This window comes from Paenibacillus yanchengensis (assembly GCF_042684845.1).
Lineage (GTDB): Bacteria > Bacillota > Bacilli > Paenibacillales > Paenibacillaceae > Pristimantibacillus > Pristimantibacillus yanchengensis.
Genome location: NZ_JBHUMH010000061.1, coordinates 62,166 through 84,728 on the forward strand (window position 1 = coordinate 62,166; position 22,563 = coordinate 84,728).

General features: G+C 37.6%; 18 protein-coding genes. 9 read left to right on the top strand and 9 right to left on the bottom strand.

From position 1 onward, the window contains the following. The first annotated feature begins 102 nt into the window (after positions 1-102). Complete coding sequence (locus tag ACFSTH_RS17905; protein ID WP_377774631.1) at positions 103-1,062, top strand: putative RNA methyltransferase; 960 nt, start codon at positions 103-105, stop codon at positions 1,060-1,062. A 48-nt stretch (positions 1,063-1,110) separates the two neighbouring features. Here ACFSTH_RS17905 and ACFSTH_RS17910 read toward each other — a convergent pair whose 3' ends face one another. The 4 genes from ACFSTH_RS17910 to ACFSTH_RS17925 all read right to left on the bottom strand — a co-directional run bounded on the left by ACFSTH_RS17910 (position 1,111) and on the right by ACFSTH_RS17925 (position 5,231). Then, positions 1,111-1,980 carry an aldose epimerase family protein gene (locus ACFSTH_RS17910; protein WP_377774633.1) on the bottom strand — a complete coding sequence of 290 codons (870 nt, stop codon included), beginning with the start codon at positions 1,978-1,980 and terminating at the stop codon, positions 1,111-1,113. 105 nt (positions 1,981-2,085) lie between these two features. After that, complete coding sequence (locus ACFSTH_RS17915; RefSeq protein WP_377774635.1) at positions 2,086-2,925, bottom strand: carbohydrate ABC transporter permease; 840 nt, start codon at positions 2,923-2,925, stop codon at positions 2,086-2,088. A 1-nt stretch (position 2,926) separates the two neighbouring features. After that, on the bottom strand, positions 2,927-3,865 hold the full coding sequence (locus ACFSTH_RS17920) for a carbohydrate ABC transporter permease (RefSeq protein ID WP_377774637.1): 939 nt from the start codon (positions 3,863-3,865) through the stop codon (positions 2,927-2,929). A 19-nt stretch (positions 3,866-3,884) separates the two neighbouring features. Further along, positions 3,885-5,231, bottom strand: a complete 1,347-nt coding sequence (locus ACFSTH_RS17925; RefSeq protein ID WP_377774639.1) for an ABC transporter substrate-binding protein — start codon at positions 5,229-5,231, stop codon at positions 3,885-3,887. A 353-nt stretch (positions 5,232-5,584) separates the two neighbouring features. Here ACFSTH_RS17925 and ACFSTH_RS17930 point away from each other — a divergent pair, with 353 nt between their 5' ends. Beyond that, the gene (locus ACFSTH_RS17930; protein WP_377774641.1) at positions 5,585-6,322 is read left to right on the top strand and encodes a glycerophosphodiester phosphodiesterase; all 738 of its coding nucleotides are present in this window, start codon (positions 5,585-5,587) and stop codon (positions 6,320-6,322) included. A 557-nt stretch (positions 6,323-6,879) separates the two neighbouring features. Here ACFSTH_RS17930 and ACFSTH_RS17935 read toward each other — a convergent pair. Next, positions 6,880-7,845 carry a metallophosphoesterase family protein gene (locus ACFSTH_RS17935; RefSeq protein WP_377774643.1) on the bottom strand — a complete coding sequence of 322 codons (966 nt, stop codon included), beginning with the start codon at positions 7,843-7,845 and terminating at the stop codon, positions 6,880-6,882. Positions 7,846-7,920: 75 nt separating this feature from the next. Then, complete coding sequence (locus ACFSTH_RS17940; protein WP_377774645.1) at positions 7,921-8,844, bottom strand: DMT family transporter; 924 nt, start codon at positions 8,842-8,844, stop codon at positions 7,921-7,923. Positions 8,845-9,043: 199 nt separating this feature from the next. Here ACFSTH_RS17940 and ACFSTH_RS17945 point away from each other — a divergent pair, with 199 nt between their 5' ends. Then, entirely contained in the window at positions 9,044-9,481 is a 438-nt protein-coding gene (locus ACFSTH_RS17945) for a DUF6526 family protein (RefSeq protein ID WP_377774647.1), read from the top strand. A gap of 162 nt (positions 9,482-9,643) precedes the next feature. Here ACFSTH_RS17945 and ACFSTH_RS17950 read toward each other — a convergent pair whose 3' ends face one another. Further along, positions 9,644-9,964, bottom strand: coding sequence for a thioredoxin family protein (locus ACFSTH_RS17950; protein ID WP_377774649.1), 321 nt, complete (start codon positions 9,962-9,964; stop codon positions 9,644-9,646). Between the two features lie 456 nt (positions 9,965-10,420). On the opposite strand from ACFSTH_RS17950, the gene ACFSTH_RS17955 reads away from it, so the two are divergent. The 5 genes from ACFSTH_RS17955 to ACFSTH_RS17975 all read left to right on the top strand — a co-directional run bounded on the left by ACFSTH_RS17955 (position 10,421) and on the right by ACFSTH_RS17975 (position 18,027). Then, positions 10,421-11,692: a sugar ABC transporter substrate-binding protein gene (locus ACFSTH_RS17955; protein ID WP_377774651.1), complete on the top strand. Its 1,272-nt coding sequence runs from the start codon at positions 10,421-10,423 to the stop codon at positions 11,690-11,692. A 134-nt stretch (positions 11,693-11,826) separates the two neighbouring features. Next, positions 11,827-12,717: a carbohydrate ABC transporter permease gene (locus tag ACFSTH_RS17960; protein WP_377774653.1), complete on the top strand. Its 891-nt coding sequence runs from the start codon at positions 11,827-11,829 to the stop codon at positions 12,715-12,717. A gap of 50 nt (positions 12,718-12,767) precedes the next feature. Continuing rightward, positions 12,768-13,592, top strand: a complete 825-nt coding sequence (locus tag ACFSTH_RS17965; protein WP_377774790.1) for a carbohydrate ABC transporter permease — start codon at positions 12,768-12,770, stop codon at positions 13,590-13,592. Between the two features lie 53 nt (positions 13,593-13,645). Beyond that, positions 13,646-17,032, top strand: coding sequence for a GH36-type glycosyl hydrolase domain-containing protein (locus ACFSTH_RS17970; RefSeq protein ID WP_377774655.1), 3,387 nt, complete (start codon positions 13,646-13,648; stop codon positions 17,030-17,032). Positions 17,033-17,061: 29 nt separating this feature from the next. Beyond that, entirely contained in the window at positions 17,062-18,027 is a 966-nt protein-coding gene (locus ACFSTH_RS17975) for a LacI family DNA-binding transcriptional regulator (RefSeq protein WP_377774657.1), read from the top strand. 876 nt (positions 18,028-18,903) lie between these two features. On the opposite strand, the gene trpB is transcribed toward ACFSTH_RS17975, so the two are convergent. After that, positions 18,904-20,061, bottom strand: coding sequence for a tryptophan synthase subunit beta (gene trpB / locus ACFSTH_RS17980; protein WP_377774659.1), 1,158 nt, complete (start codon positions 20,059-20,061; stop codon positions 18,904-18,906). A gap of 29 nt (positions 20,062-20,090) precedes the next feature. After that, positions 20,091-20,555, bottom strand: a complete 465-nt coding sequence (locus ACFSTH_RS17985) for a CBS domain-containing protein (RefSeq protein ID WP_377774661.1) — start codon at positions 20,553-20,555, stop codon at positions 20,091-20,093. Between the two features lie 821 nt (positions 20,556-21,376). Here ACFSTH_RS17985 and ACFSTH_RS17990 point away from each other — a divergent pair. Next, on the top strand, positions 21,377-22,465 hold the full coding sequence (locus tag ACFSTH_RS17990; RefSeq protein WP_377774663.1) for an acyltransferase domain-containing protein: 1,089 nt from the start codon (positions 21,377-21,379) through the stop codon (positions 22,463-22,465). Positions 22,466-22,563: the final 98 nt, after the last annotated feature.

Here is a 22,563-nt window from a genome sequence, read left to right on the forward strand (position 1 = left end):
CGCTGCATATGAGTTGCTTTGGTGTGCTATAATTAAGCTCAACTTAATTTGTTAGCAAACGAAAAGTATGGTGAGAAAGTTCACCAAGGGGAGAGACTGGCGATGAATGAATATCAAAGTCGCAATAATAAAATAAAAAGTGATAAACTGAGTTTGTTGCTTCATTGTCCAATTTGTATGGCTAGTATGAAAGTACAGGCAAATAGTCTTGTTTGTGACGAGCATCATAGCTTTGATATTGCACGAGGTGGCTACGTAAATGTGTTAAAAAAGCCGGCCACTGTTAAATATACGAAATCATTATTCCATGCGCGAAAAGCAATTAGCGAGAGTGGATTATTCGATCCACTTGATCAGAGTATTACTCGTTTGATTGATCGTTATTGGATGTCTAAAAACAGAATGCCCAACGTACTGGATGTTGGATGTGGGGAAGGCTCACGATTAGTACGTATACAGGAGCAATTACAACATATAATGACTGAAAAAACTTCTACATCTTCGGAAGCTCACACCAGTGACGCTCCTCACATAGAGCAACGGGCATCCATATTTGCTGGTTTTGATATTGCAAAAGAAGGGATTGCGCTGGCATGTAAGCATGAGTTAGATGCAGCATGGTTTGTGGCAGACTTGGCACAGTGTCCGGTGAAAGATCGTACTTTTGATATCATATTAAATATATTATCACCTTCGCACTACGGGCAGTTCAAACGAATATTGCGTCCAGATGGATTAGTGGTGAAGGTAGTTCCGGAACAACATTATTTGCATGAATTACGTAAAATGCTGTTCGTTGCTTCAGAGAAGCAAGAGTATGAAGGAAGCGATGATTCTCAGCAACAATTTGCTGATCAATTCCGCTTGATAGCATCCGAACGTGTAACAGAGCAGGTAACGTTAAATCAAACGCAGGTCCATCAATTGTTGCAGATGACGCCGCTCGCTTGGCATGCAGAGCAACAAACAATTGAAGCTATCCAACAATTAGACCAGATGAATATTACATTGGATTTGACGGTTTTAGTAGGTGATCAGCAACAACCTATCATCTATACATGATATAGACGATAGGTTAATTTTGTAGGAGCAGTCAGTACCATCAGTAATTTAATCGATAGTCGTTGCTGCAATATGAATAGTTGAGGTATGCTGTCTACCTGCTTCGAGATATTGCACACCTTTGTTCACGTTCATACCGTTAACTGGAGCCATCCAAGGCTCTACACAAACGAAAGGTTTTTCTTGCAACGCCCAAAGTACGATGTACTGAAAAACATCATCTGAAGTTAACGTTATTTTTAGATCACGAGCATGGTCTAGTATATGGCATTGGTTATTTTCTAGCTGATCGAATATGGCATTTGATTCTGTCTGATTTAGTTGGAACTTTCCGTCCACCATACTATTAGAAACCATATTGTTATAATGAGAAGAGGGCACTTGTAGCTCTAGTGCTTGCTTATCAGCAACATAGAAATACGGATGATAGCCCAAGTAAAAAGGCATCGTTTTGTCGTCTAGATTGTTCACTGTTGCTTGAATAGACAAGCCATTTTCATTTAATGTATACTTCATAGTTAACTTAAATTGGAACGGGAAACGTTCTAAAGTTGCTTCCGTGTGGGTGAAGTCCAGCGTTATTGCAGCATAATGCTGATTTGCCTCTATAGCTGTAACTTTAGCTATCAATTGACGAACAAAACCATGTTGTTTTAATTGGTATGGAGCATCGTTATAGTAATAAGTTTCGTTCTCTAAGTAACTACTAATCGGGAATAATATTGGATTACCGCCACGAATGTTCGTTGATTCATCCACCAGTGTTTCTTGATCCATATAAAATATTTGTTGATTTTGATGGAAATAGGAACTAATAATTGCGCCTCTTTCAGGAACTATTTCAATATAACTGTTCTGTGAAGCATGTTGTAAAACATAAGTGGTAAACTTTTCTTTCTTTATTTGATAAGTAAACATAAGGTGCACCCCTTAAAAGTAATGATTGATCCATTTATAAGTAGTTTAAGTGTAGCACCTAGTCATATAAAGTTAAAGAGTAGCGCTGTCTGTAGAGTATACTTGTTAGCCTTTCAAACCGGTAGTAGAAATCCCTTCAACAAAGTGTTTTTGTAAAGCGAAAAATAAAAGCAAACATGGTATGAGAGCAACTACAGACATTGCCAACAATGGACCCCACGATGAAGCACCAGAGGCATCCATAAACAACCGTAAACCTAAAGGAATGGTATATTTGTTAGCCGAATTTAAAAATAATAGCTGACTAAAGAAATCGTCCCACGCTCCCATAAAAGTAAAGATCGACGTAGTAATAATTGCGGGAACCATCAACGGTAAAATAATATTCCAAAAAATACGAATCGGTCCACAACCGTCAATCGTAGCAGATTCATCTAGTTCACGTGGCAAACCACGTACAAACTGCACCATTAGAAAAATATAGAAAGCTTCCGTTGCTAAAAATTTTGGTGTAATAAGCGGTAAGTAACTGTTAATCCATCCTATTTTCTCAAACAATATATACTGTGGTATAACTGTAACGTGATAAGGTAGCATAATTGTAATCATCATAATACCGAACCATAATTTTTTTAGTGAAAATTGTAAACGACCGAAAGCATACGCAGCTAAAGAACAGCCGATAATATTTCCAATAACACTGAGCGTAGCGACTACAAATGAATTGGTAATAAAAGTCCCAAATTTTAATCTAGCGATACCTGCCCAACCTTTGCTGTAATTATCTAAAGTTACCTCTGTAGGCCAAAGTCGCAAATCTGAAAATATTAAATAAGATGGTTTGAATGAACTACTGATTAACCAAAGGATAGGGTAGAGCATCAAAAGACCAATAAGCAAAACAACTACATGGTTAAGCCAATTCCACCGTCGAGTGATTTGCATGCTAATTCCCTCCATCCCCATAATTGACCCAATATTTTGAAGAACCAAAAATAATTGCTGTTAGTATACCAATAATAAGTAATAGCATCCAAGCCATAGCTGATGCATATCCCATTTCAAAAAATGAAAACCCTTTCATGTATAGATAGAGTGTATAGAATAACGTTGAATCAATTGGTCCCCCTGTGCCACTACTGATAATAAAAGATTGGGTAAATGCTTGAAAAGCACCAATGAGCCCCATGATGACGTTGAACAAAATAACCGGTGTTAGCATAGGAAGTGTAATTGATAAAAATCTACGGAAACGATTAGCACCGTCTACTTGTGCCGCTTCATAGTATTCACTTGGAATTTGTTTTAAGCCTGCTAAAAAAATTATCATTTGGGAACCAAACTGCCAGACAGATAATAAAATAATAGAGTATAACGATGTTTTAGGATTTGCGATCCAGTCAGTTCCTTGAATGCCGAAGAAGTAAAGTAAAAATTGATTAACTACACCATCTAAACCGAACATTTTTCTCCATAATACTGCTATAGCAACACTTCCACCTAAAAGAGTAGGAATATAATAAATGGTACGATAAATGGACAACCCTCGCATCCCACGATTTAGCAGCATAGCTACTAGTAAAGCAAAAATGAGCTTAAACGGAACAGATACGAAAACGTATGTAAAGGTAACTTTTAGGGATTGCATATAACGCGTATCTTGAAACATTGTAGTATAATTGTCGATCCCCACCCAGGTTGGCGGGGATAGTATATTGTATTGCGTAAACGATAAATATAAAGAATAGAACATTGGTCCAATGGTAAGTAAAAACAGTCCCCCGAACCAAGGGAGTAAAAACAGATAGGGAATAGCGTTTTTCTTCCACCACTTTTTAAGTTTCGACGATTGTTTGATTGGTACAGCAATAGTAGATTCACTCAAATCAATTCCCTACTTTCTGTTATTTTTTCAAAGCTTGTTCAGCAGCATTCACCACTTCTTGTGCGGCATTTTCAATAGATGTTGTTTTAAAGGCAATTTTTTGGACGGCATTTAATAGAACACTTGCCCATTCCGAGCCATTAGGTAATTCACGATCCATTTCTCTCGAATTGGCAATAGCTTCATCAATAAAGTTAAATACTTTCAAATCTACTTTACTGGCGTTTTCTTTTAACGCATCTCTTACTTGCGCTGAGCCCGGAATACCACGTTCCGTCCCTAATATTAATGTTGCTTCGGGATCATTAATGATAAAATCCAAAAACAGAGCAGCTTCTTCTGGATGCTTCGTATTTTTATTAACAGACATAAACTGACTTGGTTGCAGCCAAATGCCTGTCGTTTCACCGCCGAATGGTAATAGGGTCATTTCTAATTCATCTTGTAATAGATCTTGATAAGCTTTTAATTGATTAGAGAAGGCAACAGTCATGACTGCTTTTCCTTCTATAAGGAGTGATTTGTCTGGTCCAGTTTCTGTATAAGTGGCAGCCGTTTGCGCGTCAGAAATCAAACCTTTTCCTCTGAAGTTTTCCCACATTTGAAACCACTCGATAACATCTTCTTTTGTGAAGTTGATAGCACCATCTTTGTAAATGGCATGACTTTTTTGTCTAATAAAGTGATTAATAAAGTGCTGATTGTTAGATACATCGGTCATGGGCAATACGTTTGGTAATGCTTGATTTAATTGTTGTAGGTACTTCTCTAGTTGTTCCCATGTCCAATCTTTGGAAGGTGGATTCAAACCGGATTGCTCTATAAGTGCTTTGTTATAAATAACTCCTAGTGCGTTCGATCCGAGATTAATGCCATAAAATTGGTCATCTATTTTGCCGCTTGCAATAATAGATTCATCGATATGGTCTACTTTAATAAGGTTGCCTATGTAAGGGGATAGATCAAGTAAGGCATTCTTGGATACATAATCAGGGTAGTTATTACCTAGTTGAAAAATATCTGGAGCATTTCCACCGGCAACTAAAATGTTGAGCTTATCCCAATATCCATCACTACCTAAATATTCTTCACTAAATGTAATATGCGGATATTTTTGCTGGAACAACTCGATCACTTTCAACGTTGCCTCATGCCTAGTATCTGATCCCCACCACATAATTCTTAGTTGTACTTTGTCTTTGTTCTTATCTTTGTTTGTGCTTTGTTCATTAGTTGATGCTGTGGAAGCGTTATCATTACCGTTGTCAGGCTGCTTGCCTGTTTGTCCACTTCCAGAAGAACATGCTGTTACAAAGAGCAACGTTACCATCATCGTAGTAAATAATAATTGTTTTAATGATTTCATCTAAGTCACCTCTAATAATATAATAAAAAAATAGAAAAAAAGTGAAAAAGTTTAGTTGCAAAAAGAAGTAAATACACTAAAAATTAAAAAGATAGCGTTTACATTATCGCGATAAATCTATAATACGCAGGTAATACAAGTATTGTCAACTAAAAAATGTGTTTTTATTAATCAAATTATCAATTATGTTTATATTTAGTTTAGTATATTTGTTTAGAGTTGATAGCTCAGTAAGGTCGTTTCGATTTATGTTGAACTCGTGGGATAAGTAGTTGTAATATGTATAAAGTTTATGGCACAATTTAAGGTGGTTAAAGTTGAAAATATGAAAAGTTATATTGGAGGCAGGGAACATGACGCTAAAGAAGCCATTAATTATAGCTCATCGAGGGTCTTCTAAAGTAGCTCCTGAAAATACGATGGCTGCATTCGCTCTTGGGGTAAATGAAGGGTGTCAAATGATAGAGCTGGACGTTCATATGACAAAAGATGCACAGATTGTGGTCTGTCATGATGATACACTCGATCGGACTACTAATGGCAAAGGCGATATTGCAACATTACATTATAGTAAGATCAAGCAATATGATGCTGGCAGCTGGTTCCACAAAAAGTATGCTGGTCAGTATGTTCCGTTACTAGAAGAGGTATTGCATGCAACACCAGCAGACATCATGTTTAATGTTGAAATTAAACATGGGAAATTACCTCAAATAAATAAGCGAATCGTGAAAGTTTTGCAGGCAAACAATTGGATTAATCGTGTTGTCATATCTTCTTTTGATTATAATTATCTCATACATATCAAAAAGCTAGTTCCCGAAATACAAATCGGTCTATTATATGATCATTCACAATTTAGTTTTGAAGTATTTGAAGCGCAAGCAGGAGTGGAAGTATACTCTCTCCATCCGCGTTATAACCTAGTTACAGCTGCTTATATGGAAAAAGCTAAAGCTGCTGATAAAAAAGTTTTTCCTTGGACAGTAGATAGTGAGAAGATGTGGCGAAAGTTAATTTCTTTAGAGGTGGACGGTATTATAACGAATTGCCCGGGAAAATTGCAGCGAATGCTAATGTCATCGAATTAGTATTCAAGTAAATGGTTGTTGAGATGGTGACTGCGTAACTACACAAACAAAGCGGAATATCGAATAAGTCCCTAAAATAAAAGTTGGACGAAAACAGGTAGTGTTTGGTGCAGCACCCCTTTTCGCCCAAATTTCTTATGCATACGCTGATGTAGATAAGTAGTGAGATGTTTGTCTGTACGTATGCATTTGCCTATCACTGTCCCTATCCCTATCCCTATGCTTATACCTATGTATACTCTTTTATACGTTTTTTCGGACAAAGCCTCTGCTACAACTGGCTGCATAATCCCGTTTATACGAAATATCGTATAAAGCATTTACTCTCATGGTCTGATTCCGCCTATTTATACGAAATTTCCTACAAAGTGTTGACCCTCAGCGCCTGTGCCAGCCCGTTTATATGAAATTTCGTACAAAGCGTTCACCCTTCAATCTCGTACAAACATTCTCCTGTACATCATGCCATCTACACTACCTCGTGTACGTTACGTTTAGATCGCTAGAAATTAAACTATATGTCGTTTGAGTATGGAAATGAAGTCGTATATTAATTGCTACTGTTCAGGTAAATGTTGCGGTTGTTCTGTAATAAGTGAGCCGTCACCGAGTCTAAGCCAAGATTGGATTTGACGCTCGCCTTCTGTTAAGGAAATAACACGAGCTCCTCTGAGCATACCATCTCTGCCGTAAGTGTTGTGTCCGGTTGCTCGCCCATAGTACAGTCCAATTCCGTAGTATTTTCCATAAAAATCGTTAATGTGATCATGTCCACAAAAAGTAGCCATAACATCCCCTTGTTCGAGCATAGCAGTGAATAATCCGGATTGCACATAAGGGGCACAAATATCTTCTTGCTTTTGTCCATAGCAGGTAGCGCGCTGCCACATCATCTGATATTCAGGTAGTGGAATGTGGAAAAAAGCTAGAGCGGGTAGAGTAGCGCCATTGCATTTGGCCTGCCACGCTTGTGATTGTTCTATATACCATTGAATTTGGTTTTGTTTGATCCATGCATAGCCACCTACAAGTGGGTGGTCAGAGTATTCACCAGAATCAATACCGTATAATAGCGCAGCTTCTTCGTCTTTATCTTTATTTTTGCTCCACACCGGCATAACGTAGTTACCGACTCCAGCGATATCCGTTGGTCCAGCTTCACATAGGCTATAAGGTAATCGCATAGCTTCTTCCATTAAAGCTTGGCGCGTAATATTGAATTCAGAATCATGATTGCCAAAAACAAGAGACCAAGGAATATGTCGCTCAACTACGGATGCAACAGCTTCACGCAAAGAACGCAATGGGTCTGAACAAGTGGCATTCCCATCGCTATCCATACATGAGAAAATTACATCTCCAGTGAACATGACAAAATCTGGTTTTTCTACATCCAACACTTGCTCCATTACTTGCTTTGTCTTGGCATCTGCTTCGTCGCTTTCTTGCCAGTGAACATCGGTAAACTGCACGATTTTGAATGTGCCATCAGGGCGAAAGCGCAACGTTTTTTTAGTTTCCATATCGCTACCTCCATATCATCTACTATTTATTAAAATAATTGAAAGCAGATAGCACAAGTATGTTACACCATTAAATTAAACCGATGCTCCTGCTATAACAATAATACCGATCACTACCGCTATGGAAGCGGCTATTCTACGTAGTCCTTGCGATTCTTTCAAAACAAAAAAACCTAACAGTGTACCAAAGACAATACCTACTTCACGCATTGGTGCGACCATGGAAACGGCGGTATGCTGAGCTGCTAATAAAAATAAAAAGTACGATCCAGGTGATAAAATGGCACCTAACCAAATAATTTTCTTATTGTCTATGAGTGCTTGCTTCAATCGTTTACGATTTAATGCAGCTGGAGTTAATCCTAAGAGAAAGCCGATATTAGTAATCACTAATAAAGCTAGTGGAGTGATGGAAGATAGATTGGCTTTGTCAATAATAGTATAAGTAGTGATGCATAATCCAACAGTTAAAGCTAGGAAAATTGGTTTTATAGCTGCTTTATTACTTATTGTTTGTTTGATGGGACCTAGCATAACAAAGAAACCTGCGAGCATAAAAACAATACCAAACCAACCTAGTAACGGCATTGTTTCTCCTAATAATAGCACCCCTAAAATAGGTGTGAGTAGTGTAGGCGCTCCACGCATAATAGGATAGACCTGTGATAGATCGCCAACATTGTAAGTATGACTAAGTAGTGCAGCATAAATACTTTGCATGATCATCGACGCGATTAGAAGTAACCATTCTTGTGCTGATAAAGAAGTACTATTTAGCTCTGTAATTAAAAATGGCAGTAATATGATCGTAGACGGGGCGTAAATTACCCATAAAAATACCGATTTATCTGTACTTTGCTTAGCAAACATATTCCAAATCGAGTGAGTTAAGCCAGAGCATAATACGAGAATTAATGAAATAACGATGACAATAACCTCCTCTCGTACAGTAGAAACAATAAAAACCACACAAATACAATTAAAATCAACTGAATACAATATACCACAGCTGTAATTGTTTACACAATATTAATATTTCGTAAAAAAGTCTGAATAATGGCATGTCAATATAGCTCTATACATATAAATGTAATAAAGCTGGTCTTTTGTTAAAATGTCACTTATAATGTACCTATACATGATGGGGTATGTAGAGTGCATTTTCCCATACAATATAGAAACGAAAGGAAGAGTGCAATTGTCACAACAGCAAGATGCAAAAAATCATACACGTTATCATCCGTTGCAACACTTTTTTTGGCTGCCGTTAAGTGCTATTACTATCCTTACTTCATTGGTAGCTCTAATTACAGCATTAGTTAAAGGTTCATCTGCACTTATTTATGGGCTAGTATTAGCCGCAGCGTTTATAGGGCTTATATCTGGATTTTTAGCTCGTCGTAATGCACTTATTGTGCAGGATAGAGTTATTCGTATGGAAGAACAATTTCGGTATTATCGTTTAGCTGGAAAGATGCCAAGTGAAAAAATTACGGTAAAGCAGTGGATTGCATTGCGTTTTGCTTCTAATGAGGAGTTCGTAGCACTTGCAGATCAAGCCGCACAAAAAAACATGGCAGGATCGGATATTAAAGCAAGCATTAAACAGTGGCGCGCAGATGAGTATCGTGTGTAAAAAAAGAAAAAATGTATCGCATAGAAATGGGATACATCATGAAGGAGCCAGCAGCGAATCACCTGCTAGCTCCTTTTTTAATGTGCCGAATAATTGGAACAATCCTCTTCGTTTAACAAAAACATAAATATCGAAGCTTTATTATGATTATGGTTCTATTGTTTAAAATAAATCATTATACTGCTGTAGTTTGTCAGATAATTCTTCGAAACGTACAAAGCGGGCAGCGCGATAAACTTCTTTTCCGTCGGCAAATAGTATTACTGTTGGAGCAGAAAACGCAAGAAAGTCAGCCGCACAATCAGGGGCGTTATCTAAATAAAAATAAAAGCCATGAATATGATTATAATTCGGTAATAACTGCTCTATTTTTTGCAATACAACATCACATACGCCACATTGTCTCGTTTTTATAATTAATAATGTAAGAGTATGCTGTTTAATTTTTTCGTGAATAGTGTCTCGATCAAATAATTCCAACATAGTAATTCCTCCGTTATTTGAAATGGTATGTAGCTGGATTTTTATACTTTTAGTATACAGTAATTACGTAATAAATAAGCACTCCATCCATTTCACCCGAATAGAAACGTTTCGAATTTTAAAATTTGTCACTTGTATACGATTACAGTTTGTTTTATAATAACGGTGAAACGTTTCGATTTGATGTGAATGACAACTAAGAACTGCTATTATATTTTTTTGAATCAAAATAGAAACGTTTCACCAATTTTTAAATTGCTAAATTTTAGTTGTTTAGAATGTGTTATTTAAGAATAGGGTACTCTAAGCAACAGGATTAGCATGGTGCATTAGGAGGGGTGCTTGGACTTACTTGAATTGTAATTGAAGATGAAATGGTAGATTCATGCATAAGCAAGTGGTTTAAGCGAAATTCTAAGGTTAAATATTTTTATAAAAAAAGAGAGGGGTATTAAAATGAAGAAAAGATTAAAAGTAGTAACAGCTACATTATTAACAGCGGTATTACTGGCAGGTTGTGGTGCTGGTGGAGCGAAAAATAATACGGGAACAGATGGGCAAGGAACTAATTCAGGCGGCGAAGAAAAAGCAGTGACGATTAGTGTTTGGGGAATGGGTGAAGAAGCAAAAACATTACCAACACTAGCAGAACAATTTACAAAAGAAAATCCGAATATCAAAGTAAATGTGCAGGCGTTGCCATGGAATCAAGGGCATGAAAAATTGTTAGCAGCAGTTGCTTCTAAAAAAGGTGCAGACGTTATTCAAATGGGAACTTCTTGGATACCTGAATTTGCCGCTGCTGGTGCGCTAGCTGATTTATCTCCTTTTGTCGAAAAGTATCCGGAAATGAAAGAAGATAACTTTTATGCCGGCGCTGTAGAAGCGGGTAAATATGATGGGAAATATGTTGGTATACCTTGGTACGTAGAAACTCGTGTTTTATTCCATCGTACGGACTTGTTGAAAGAAGTTGGATTTGAACAAGCACCAGCTACATGGGAAGAATTGTCTGATGCTGCACAAAAACTAGCGGCTCGTGGTGATGGAAAATATGGTATGAGTATTGACCACAAAGAGCAATCGTTAGGCTTTATGTTTGCAAGACAAAATGGCGCGGAGCTGTTTGATTCCGCAGGTCAACCGAATTTTACAGATGAAAAATTTGTGGAAGCTGTCTCTTATATAAATAGTTTTTATCAAAATGGTTCAGCTCCAAAAGATTTAGGAATTGATATTGTACCAGCGTTTAAAGAAGGAATTTTGCCAATGTTCATTAGTGGTCCTTGGATGATTAAATTAATTAAAGACCAAGCACCTGAAATAGATGGAAAATGGGCAATCTCCGTATTACCTAAAAAAGAAAATAACACTTCGCTTCTAGGTGGATCTAACTTATCTATTTTTGAGTACTCACAAAATAAAGAAGCGGCAGCAAAATTCATCGCCTTTATGAGCAAGCCAGAAACACAAATTAAATGGATGGATCAAACAAGTTCTCTGCCGGCTACAACAAAAGCATGGGAAAATGATGTACTTAAAAATGATGAAAACTTCAAAGTTATTGGTGACCAACTAAATGCAGCACAACCGATGCCGGTTATTACAGAATGGATGCCAATCAGTGAGACATACTTGAAGTATTTTGAAGTTATTTATCGTAACAATGCTGACGTACTGGAACAAATGAAATTGTTTAATGCTGATGCTGTTAAATTTATGAAGTAAGTAACACATTTCAAACAAACACTTCTTTACATGTTAGCTCTGTAGTGGAGTGGGAATTAACAGGCTGGTCTATGTAAGACCAGTCTGCTCTATATATGCCTATTACTGGTGTAAAAAGGAAGTGAGAATGACGGATGAAAAATTTTTTGAATAGAAGAGCACCATACTTTTTTATCGCTCCAACGTTATTGTTGCTCATTATGTTTTCTATCGTTCCTATTTTAGTTGCTCTAGTCATTAGCTTTACAGATATGGATCTAAGTGGTTTGGCTAATATTAGTTCTGTTACATTTACTGGTTTTGATAATTACAAAGAAGTGCTTGCTGATCCAGTGTTTCTAAAAGCAATACTTAATACTGTTTTCTATGTAGTCATCGGAGTGCCGTTAGTTTTATTATGCTCCTTATCGATTGCTATACTTATTAATTTAGGTACATCACGGCTGTTTAAAGCCTTTCGAGTTGTCTATTATCTCCCTTCTGTTACCAACATTGTCGCAGTAGCAGTCGTTTGGAGTTATCTTTATAATCCATCTATTGGTCTGTTCAACTATTTATTAGATCTCATCAACCTTCCAGCAGTCCCTTGGTTAACGGAACCAACTATTGCTAAATTGTCACTTATATTGCTCGCTCTGTGGAAATCTATTGGATTGAATATGCTTATTTTCATTGCAGCATTGCAAGGAATTCCAAGGTCTTACTATGAAGCGGCACAATTAGACGGTGCTAGTACTTGGCAGCAAATTACACAAATTACAGTACCAATGCTTCGGTTTGCTATATTCTTTGTTTCCATCACGACGATGATTGGCTGGTTACAATTTTTTGAAGAGCCATTCGTTATGACCAATGGAGGACCGCTGGATGGTACATTGTCCGTGGCGTTGTTTATTTATCAAAATGGATTCAAATTTAATAACTTTGGTTATGCAGCTGCAGGTTCATTCGTATTGTTCGTCTGCATCATCGTGATTACTTTAGTTCAGTTGAAATTACAGAAGAATGAATCAGATATGACTTAAGAAATGGAGGGATACCTTTGAGCGCGACAGCTACTAAGAAAAAAAAGGCGATGGTGACGCAGCAAGATCGGTTCATTCGAATCATCTCTGGAATTGTACTTTCAGTTGGTAGTATTTTGTTTTTACTTCCGTTCGTCTGGATGATTTTGTCTTCTTTTAAGCCGGAAGCGGAAATTGTACAAATACCTCCGACATTATGGCCGGAAAAGTTTTCGCTAGATAATTTTAAATATTTATTTGAAAATATGAACTTTGGTGTGTATTTACGAAATACACTAATTATTGTGTTGTTTTCATATGTTGGTTTGTTTTTTAACGCAATGGCAGGTTTCGGATTTGCCAAATATAAATTTAAAGGGAAAGATTTCTTATTCGTTCTTGTACTTGCTACGATGATGATTCCAAGCCAAGTTACGATGATACCTGTATATTTGATTTTAAATTCTTTTGGATTAACGAATACGATGATCGGGATCATCCTACCTGGTTTAGTAGGAGCGTTTGCTATATTTTTGTTCCGTCAGTTTATGTCGACCATACCTACAGAGTTGTTAGAGGCGACTAGGTTAGATGGGGCGAGTGAATATCGGACCTTTCTACAAATTGTATTACCTATTTCCAAACCTATATTGGCGGTACAAGCTATTTTAACCTTTATCGCTGGCTGGAACAGTTTTTTATGGCCACTAATTATCGCCAACGACGAAGGATTGTACACATTATCGGTGGGCTTGTCTTTATTGAAAGGACAATATACCGGAAACTATGGCTTACAAATGGCTGGAGCAGCGTTCATGGTAGTGCCAGTCATCGTTTTATTTACGTATTTCCAAAAACATATTATCGAAAACTTCACAATATCTGGATTGAAATAAAAATAAATTAGCCTTATTGATAGGACGTTGTAGCTTTGGAAAGGAGAACGGAAATGAGCATACTGAAACAAGCATCCAATATAAAGATATCAAAAGATGATGTGACATTTACGTTTTTAACGAGTGGGGATTTGCAACAAATTAACTATAATTATTTGCTTATTAATCAAGTGATTTCGAATCCATTGGACGGGTCACTACAAAATATATATTTGCGAGTAAAGGAAGATGGTCAATATAAGTACGCTCCATTATTAGGCGTGAAATCAAATAGTACGTTTGCCTATTCGGAAGAACAGGCGGTATGGACGGGTACTGTCTTCGGTATAGCCTATAAGGTAACTTTTACTTTGCAGCATGGACAAATGTGGTTTTGGGATGTTGTACTGCAAGGAAATAAGCAGGAAGTAGAACTGTTCTACGGACAAGATATCGGGCTGGCGGATGAAGGTGCAGTGCGTAATAATGAAGCCTATATGTCACAGTATGTAGGGCATTCTGTCTTTTCGGATGAACAGTTAGGATATGTCATATGCTCTAGACAAAATCAACCGATGTCGAGCGGTTTTCCGTATATTCAACAAGGTAGTTTAACGAAAGCAGTAGCATATACTACCGATGGTTTTCAATTTTTTGGGACGAATTATAAAGCAACTGATGAAATTATGGCATTAAACAATCCACAGCTTGCTAGCACTGTTTATCAGTACGAATTTGCCTATACAGCATTGCAGTCTCCTCCCGTTGTTTTGGATGGCGAAGCGCAATTTGTGTTTTATAGTTTACTTCAAGCCGATCATTCAGCAGCGATAAGTGAATTGGAATATAAGGACCGAGTAATAGATGCCTGGAAAACAGTACAACAGCAGCAATATTCGACAACGATGCATGCTGTACCGCAGGTGAAAATAAATGAAACGATTGGTGAACCGCTACAAAGCCCGTCATTGTCCTTTATGGAAGTAGAGCAAATGTATCCTAACCGCTATCATGAAGAATGGGATGGAGATACGTTGTTATCGTTTTTCACCGATACGCATGAACATATTATTTTGCCAGCAAAGGAAATTCGGGTCGAACGTCCGCATGGGCATATCGTCATGAGTGGTCATAATGATAAGTTGACGGACAAAGTAATCTCTTCGACTAATTATATGTATGGGATTTTTCACTCTCAAATTGTAATCGGAAATACGACCTATAATAAATTATTAAGTAATGCTCGTAATGCGCTCAATATGTTGAAAACATCTGGTCAGCGCATCTATGTGCAACTTGGTGCTACGTATCATCTACTGACGATGCCAGCCGCTTACGAAATAGGATTTAACTATACGAAATGGTATTACAAATTGGCGGACGATACACTGATCGTTACAGCTTGGACACATGCTAGTAAGCCGGAGTTAGCTTTACAGGTTACTTCTATTGAGCAGCGACAATATCGTTATTTGGTAACAAATCAAGTGGTGATGAATGAGCAAGAATATACGTTACCTTTTGAGATGGAGCAAACTAAGGCAGAATCATTGCTGTTTACTGCTAATGAAGCAGCTCTAAGCAGTTCTGTTTATCCTCATCTGCAATTCAAAATGGATATAACGGGCACTCGCTATCAATTGGCAGATGAACGAGTGTTTGCTAACCAGTTGAAACCTGGTTGCGCCTCACTTGTTGTCTTGCAGTTAGAGCCAACAAGTAGTTGGCAATTACAAGTATCCGGAGCTATAACGGAGTCTGGAGCACAACAGCAGGTCGAAGAAACGTTACCACAACCTATGATAGCGGAACATGAAATAGCACATTATCGTAGCTACTTGCTGCAATTGATGAATGGCTTCCAGCTGTCGCATCCTGATAATCAGTTGAATAAAAAAATAAGTAAATTCAATACACTCGCTTGGTGGTATACCCATAACATGCTAGTTCATTATTCGGTTCCGCATGGTTTAGAGCAATATAGCGGGGCTGCATGGGGAACACGTGATGTGTGCCAAGGACCAACGGAATACTTTATGGCGATGGGTAATCATGAACGAGTTAAAGAAATTATAAAAATTGTCTATATGAACCAATATGAGCATGATGGCAATTGGCCGCAATGGTTTATGTTTGATGAATATTATCGAATAAAACAAGCAGAAAGTCATGGCGATATTATCGTATGGCCTTTGAAAGTGTTAAGTGACTACATGCGAGCAACTGGTGATCTGACCATTTTACAGGAAAAAGTACCTTATACACGTGCAGATGGTGAACGTACAGCGGAAAGTCACTCTTTATTTGATCATATGAAAAAAGAACTGGCTTATATTAAAAAACATTTTCTACATGACACAGCATTGTCTGCTTATGGTGATGGCGATTGGGACGATACGCTGCAACCTGCTAATGCGAAGCTAAAACAATATATGATTAGTAGCTGGACCGTTTCTTTGACGTACCAAGTATTTGCGGAGCTATCAGCTATTCTGGCGTTTGCAGAAGAGTATGAATCGTTAGCAATAGAACTACAGCAGTTAGCTGGTGAGATAAAGCAAGATTTTCAACATTATTTGGTGAAAGATGGGGTAGTATCTGGATTTGCTTATATGGAGCAGCCGGAACAAGTCCGATTAATGCTACATCCATCGGATGATTCTACAGGAATCAAATACCGTTTGTTGCCTATGACACGTAGTATGATTAGTCAGTTATTTGATGAGGAGCAAGCGGCTGATCATTTCGAATTGATTAAAGAACAACTTTATTGCCCTGACGGTGTACGTTTAATGAATCAACCAGCGACTTATGCAGGTGGCGTAAGTCATCGTTTCAAACGAGCGGAACAAGCTGCTAACTTCGGTCGTGAAGTAGGATTGCAATATGTACATGCTCATATTCGTTTTATTGAAGCAATGGCTAAACTGGGTAAAAGCGATGAAGTGTGGAACGGCTTGGAAATCATTAATCCCGTAGGCTTGCAGGAAGCAGTGCCTAATGCAGATTGGCGTCAAAGTAATGCCTACTACAGTAGTTCCGATGGCAAATTTCCAGATCGTTATACAGCAGCCGAAGGATTTGATTTATTACGTACAGGTGATGTCCAGGTGAAAGGTGGCTGGCGAATTTATTCTAGCGGTCCAGGAATATATATGAACCAACTGATTTCGAATGCACTTGGTATTCGCCAATTTGCTGGCGATCTAATTGTTGACCCGGTACTGCCAGCGTCATTAGACGGGATGAATTTGCAATTTGAATGGCGCTCCGCTAAGTTTAACATCACGTACACTGTTCAAGGAAAAGAAGTGAAGCGTGTTACTTTAAACGGACAATCATTGCCACTTTCACAAGCGAAAGACAATCGTTATCGCCTCGGTGGTCAACGAATCCCGTATGAGCAAATACAACCGTTATTACAAGATGGTATCAACCAATTGCAAATAGAAATGAATTAGCTGACCAGCAAAGATAGGAGCGACTGGGTATGGTAAGTATTAAAGATATTGCCAAGCAGGCGGGAGTATCTATTTCAACTGTATCCTACGCATTGAATGGAAACCCAAAAGTAACAGAAGGAACGAGAAATAAAATACTAGCAGTTGCCGAGGAATTGAACTATGTTCCTAACGCAGCTGCTCGTACGTTAAAAATGCGAGAAACAAAAATAATCGGCGCGTTTTTAACTTCTTTTCAAGGATCGTTTTATGGTGAATTGTTACAAGGGATGAAAGAAGAAGCGAATAAACGTGGTTATGATCTCGTTATTTGTAGTGGAAAGCAATCGCATCGCATGTTGCCAGAGCGGTTGATGGATGGAGCGGTCATATTGGATCGCCAATTTGCTGATGAACAATTGCTACAATATGCGAAGCGGGGTCATAAATTAGTCGTGCTTGATCGGGAGCTTCAGCATCCTGGTATTGTGCAAGTGTTACTGGATAATAAAGCGGGTGGCACATTAGCGATTGACTATTTGATTCGTCAAGGGCATAAAAAAATCTATACTGTGACCGGACCAATGGCATCGTATGACTCTCAGCAGCGACTAGCAGCAGCTAAGTTAGCTATTGAGCGCAATGGAACGGTAGAGCATCACATTATATATGGTAACTTTGACAAACCTAGTGGTGTCGCAGCAGCAGAAAAAATAATGGCAGAATATACGGAGCCAGTTGCTGTATTTTGTTTTAATGACGAGATGGCAGTAGGAATGTATCGTGCTTTACAAGGTACCACCTATACAATAGGTAAAGATATTCATATCATTGGCTTTGACCATATTGATGTCTCTCGATATTTGCAGCCTAAATTAGCAACGATCGATTATTCCGAGCGTCATTGGGGTGCGGTAGCAGCGGAACAGCTCATTAAGCTGATTCAAGAAGAACCGGTAGAGAACGAGCGAATATATGTTAGTTTGGTGGAAGCTGATTCGGTCGGTGTAGTGTGACTACTTTTGCTGAGGAGAAAACTGTAAAAGATGCTGTTTAGTAAGTCTAAAACGAAAAGAAACGGAATGGAAAAAAAATACGTTTTTCCATTCCGTTTCTTTTGTCTTATCGTGTCTAGAAAAGTAGTGCGACGGTTTCTTTTCGCTTACGTGCATGTTGCTTTCATGTTAAAAAGCTGAATTTATACGTTTTTTCGTATGAAACCTTACGTTACTATCCACTTCCCAAGTCGTTTATACGTTTTTTCGTATAAAACCCTACGTTACTACTCACTTCCCATGTCCGTTTATACGTATTATCATACAAACGCTCCGCAGTAGCCACTTAAATCATGGCTTTGTTAGTGTTACTTTACACCATTGGAGCGACTATCTCTTATTCTTGATGTATTATTTCCGAGGTAATATTGTAACAATGAAACCGACTATTAGAAATTCAATACAAAAAATTTCAACAACTAAGTAATCATATTTCAAAAGTAAAAAACCCGAAGTTAATATCAAAGCTAACCCAATGCCGACCTTTTGCATGTGATCAATATTTTTTATGTATAAAAATAATAGGTAAACTAAAAGAATATCAATTACTATAGCGAATAATAAAAATGATAGCAGTGCAAACATGACATACCCCTCTATAAAATCATTTTTGAATAATATTATGATATACGTATTAAAATATTATCCTTTTTTATATTCAAACCCCATTATAATGCATAATTAACAATGTTGTATTATATATTTAATAATTGATGCTGAACACTTAATAAATATGAGAATGATAAACAAAAACTCCTACTAAAAGAACAGAAAAAATATCTGTTTCTTTAATAGGAGTGTTTTTTGCTTATATGAGTATAAATCATTTACAATTTATTATTTATTCAACATCTCGTATACTTGCTCCACGTCTTTGTCGCCACGACCGGATAAATTAATAATTATAATTTGGTCTTTGCTCATTGTTGGTGCTAATTTTTTGGCATAGGCTATAGCGTGGGAGCTTTCTAGTGCAGGAATAATACCTTCCGTACGGGAAAGTTCTTGAAAAGCAGCGAGTACTTCTTCATTTGAAATGGTATAGTATTCCGCACGTCCTGTTTCTTTTAGCTGGCTATGTTCAGGTCCGATACCTGGATAGTCTAGTCCAGCAGCGATAGAGTAGGTTGGTTTCGGGTTACCTTGCTCATCTAGTAGCACGAGACAACGAAAGCCATGAATAACGCCAGGCACACCTTCGGTTAACGTAGGTGCTTGGTCAGGCTCTACTCCAATTAAGCGAACGTCAGTATCATCAATGAAATGGGCGAATGCACCGATAGCATTACTACCACCACCTACACAAGCTATGACGGCATCAGGTAGACGACCTTCTTTTTCTAAAATTTGACGTTTAGACTCTTCACTAACGATAGATTGGAAGTGTTTTACCATGGATGGGAATGGATGTGGTCCTACTGCTGAGCCAAGTAAATAAAACGTATGTTTATAATTTTGTACGAGATCATTCAAAGCTTCGTCGACAGCGTCTTTCAATCTGCCTTGTCCTTTATGAACGGGAACAACAGTTGCGCCTAATAGCTCCATTCGGAATACGTTTAGCGCTTGTCGTTTTGTATCTTCTGCTCCCATATAAATCACACATTCCATATTAAACATAGCACAAACGGTTGCTGTAGCTACACCATGCTGTCCAGCGCCAGTTTCAGCAATAATTCGCTTGGCACCCATTCGTTTTGCTAGTAAAATTTGTCCTAGTACGTTGTTAATTTTATGCGCACCAGTGTGGTTCAAATCTTCTCGTTTTAAATAAATTTTCGCACCGCCCCATGCCTTGGTCAATTGTTCCGCATAGGTAAGTGGGTTTTCTCGCCCGACATACTCTTTCAAATAATATCGTAGTTCTTCATTGAAGGAAGGGTCTTCCTTGTACGTATAAAATTGATCGCTTAAATAATTCATTACTTCTTGTAGCTCGGGTGGTACAAAACTGCCACCAAATTGTCCGAACATACCTAGTTGTTCATTACTCATGAAAACCCCTCCGTGTTAGTACTTATTTATTATTGATCATCTAATAATCCTTTGAATGATTGACGGATAACGTCACCGCGACTAATTACTCCTACTAATACACCATCTTTTTCTACTGGAACTTTTTTAATTTGTCTTTTAGCCAACATAGTCGCAATATTTTCTATATCGGTATCGTGTTGTACTTTTACTATTTTTTTCGTTGCTAGTCGCATAACGTTGACATCTAATACTTCCTTAATGCGGTCTTCATAATTATCTTCATCACCTTGAAAATAACTAACTAGGAAAAACATATCGAGGATAATATCATCATGCTTACCAATATAACTCATTATATCCCCGTCACTAATAAAGGCAACAATTTGATTTTGTTCATTAACGACTGGTAGCCCACTAATATTATGATCGATAAACTTTTTGACAACCATACGTATCGTGTCATTTTCCTTCACTTTGAACACGTTTGGTATCATTATTTCATGCGCTTTCAATAGTACCCCTCCTGTTCCTACCTTTTGCAAGGTTAGCATCGTGGTTTTACAACAGCACATTTCATTGCGTCATCACTATTATATATGTATTTTAAACTGATTTGGGAATAGTCACAAGGAATAGAATTTAAATGAGGCGAAAATCATGATCTAAAGCGTACATAAATACTATTACCTTCATTAATTGCACTTGCACCGGTTTAAAAGGGCTAATCCCCTGCTACCTTCCATTCTAAAGAAGAATTTTATCGCTAAATGATGAATATCGAGGTAAAATAATTTCTAAGGAAGATTTTAAGTCTTAAGTGTGGAAAAGGAGCTCCAAATAGTGGTATCAGGCATCATTAACGTTATAAATCTTCTTTATATTTTCAAAAGGGCGTTTATTGGGTAAATAAGGTGATTATTCTTCGTAACAAGTAAGAAGTCAACATTTAGGATTTAAGATTTGGAATTAAGAATATAGCATTACACATAGCCTGTCGAGCGCTTCCGTCTTACCGCCATAGTTTCCACTATTACCTATACTAAAACAGTTCATTTTTGAATGTATAACAATAAATCAATCCCAAGTTAAGGTGATGAACTTGTTTCTTCACTATTAGTTAATTACCTTCCATTATTTATTTGAATTAGTTTCATTAACAAAATAGAATCGTTATACTCTAATGAGGAAAAAACTGTTTATTTTATATTTCTAACCTACACTGTGGTTGTTTTTTGCGTTGTTTTTCGATATTACCAAATGGGATAAACTGTTGTATAATCTAACCATCAGTAATAGGCAGACTATGGTGTGCAAAGGGGCGAATATAGTTATCGTGGATGATTTATTAGATTATATATCAGACGAACCGTTGAAAACAGCAATCATTCGAACAGGAAAGCTAATAGAACAGAATGAGTGGCTGCTGCAATTGACGGAACGATTAGAGCAATTACTCTTTGATGAAAGCGGAACCACTTCTTATTGGAATTGTTACTTGGAGCATAAAGCAGAGATTGATTCGCTACTAGAAGAAGATAAAGATTGTTATTTAGCGTATGTGTCTAAGGTAGCTTTTCCACGTTTACAGCAGTACTATGCTAGGCTTGGAATTCCACATCATATTATGGCTGCAACGTTAGCTGATATTGATTTGCGGGCGCACAATTATCGGATGATGTTTGGTGGCGTTGGTATTGATGATTATCGTTGGATGACCAATCATATAACAGGAAGAATTTTTCAAATTGGGCGTTTGCAGTATATTTATAGTAGAAAGTTTGCATTTAATAGTCGTATCTATCGGCATCGTCAAAGTGGGCTGCTGCTAAAAATTGCCGAAGGAAACTTATTTGTCGATGAGCAAGGTTTTATAACAAACGAGCAGCAAGCCGTATTTCAAACTACATTAATCGAAAATGAACATCAAGTCACTGGTAACATCATTGATGAAAAGGGTAATATAACCAATACGCGAGTAGAAATAGCTTACGCCAATTATGAGAATGTTGTACAATCAGGTGATGCGGTGATTGATATTCATATCCCCGCTTCCGGTAAAATGGAGTATAACGATTGTTTGGCATCGTTAGAAGCAGCATTTACGTTTGCTCAAACCTACTTTCCAGATATGAAGTTTCGTGGGTTTGTTTGTTCCAGCTGGCTACTTAGTGACGAAGTAATGGAGATGTTACCAGAAACATCTAATTTAGTACGTTTTTCTGGTTCCTTTATTCGTTGTGCAGGTCGTCATTCTGATCATGAATTGATTTATAAATGGATATTTGGAATGGACAAAGAGAAGCACGACTATAAAAGCCACGTTCCAATAACAACGTTACAGCGTGGTACGCATCAACTACTAGATCAAGGACGCTGGTTTGAAAAGAGAACAGGATTTATAACACCAGAAGTATTTTTGTAGTGTAAGAAATGGTGATGTATTTGAGCAGGATGAGGCAATGAAAAAAGGCAGCCAGCATATGGCTGCCTCTACCATATGCTGGCTACGTATAACAAGGT

Excerpts from the sequence above, each read along its gene's own strand:
- ACFSTH_RS17960 (WP_377774653.1), top strand. The coding sequence starts at position 11,827 with ATGAAAAATTTTTTGAATAGAAGAGCACCATACTTTTTTATCGCTCCA.
- ACFSTH_RS17905 (WP_377774631.1), top strand. The coding sequence starts at position 103 with ATGAATGAATATCAAAGTCGCAATAATAAAATAAAAAGTGATAAACTG.
- ACFSTH_RS17975 (WP_377774657.1), top strand. The coding sequence starts at position 17,062 with ATGGTAAGTATTAAAGATATTGCCAAGCAGGCGGGAGTATCTATTTCA.
- ACFSTH_RS17965 (WP_377774790.1), top strand. The coding sequence starts at position 12,768 with ATGGTGACGCAGCAAGATCGGTTCATTCGAATCATCTCTGGAATTGTA.
- ACFSTH_RS17950 (WP_377774649.1), bottom strand. The coding sequence starts at position 9,964 with ATGTTGGAATTATTTGATCGAGACACTATTCACGAAAAAATTAAACAG.
- ACFSTH_RS17955 (WP_377774651.1), top strand. The coding sequence starts at position 10,421 with ATGAAGAAAAGATTAAAAGTAGTAACAGCTACATTATTAACAGCGGTA.
- ACFSTH_RS17925 (WP_377774639.1), bottom strand. The coding sequence starts at position 5,231 with ATGAAATCATTAAAACAATTATTATTTACTACGATGATGGTAACGTTG.
- ACFSTH_RS17910 (WP_377774633.1), bottom strand. The coding sequence starts at position 1,980 with ATGTTTACTTATCAAATAAAGAAAGAAAAGTTTACCACTTATGTTTTA.
- ACFSTH_RS17935 (WP_377774643.1), bottom strand. The coding sequence starts at position 7,845 with ATGGAAACTAAAAAAACGTTGCGCTTTCGCCCTGATGGCACATTCAAA.
- ACFSTH_RS17930 (WP_377774641.1), top strand. The coding sequence starts at position 5,585 with ATGACGCTAAAGAAGCCATTAATTATAGCTCATCGAGGGTCTTCTAAA.
- ACFSTH_RS17915 (WP_377774635.1), bottom strand. The coding sequence starts at position 2,925 with ATGCAAATCACTCGACGGTGGAATTGGCTTAACCATGTAGTTGTTTTG.
- trpB (WP_377774659.1), bottom strand. The coding sequence starts at position 20,061 with ATGAGTAATGAACAACTAGGTATGTTCGGACAATTTGGTGGCAGTTTT.
- ACFSTH_RS17970 (WP_377774655.1), top strand. The coding sequence starts at position 13,646 with ATGAGCATACTGAAACAAGCATCCAATATAAAGATATCAAAAGATGAT.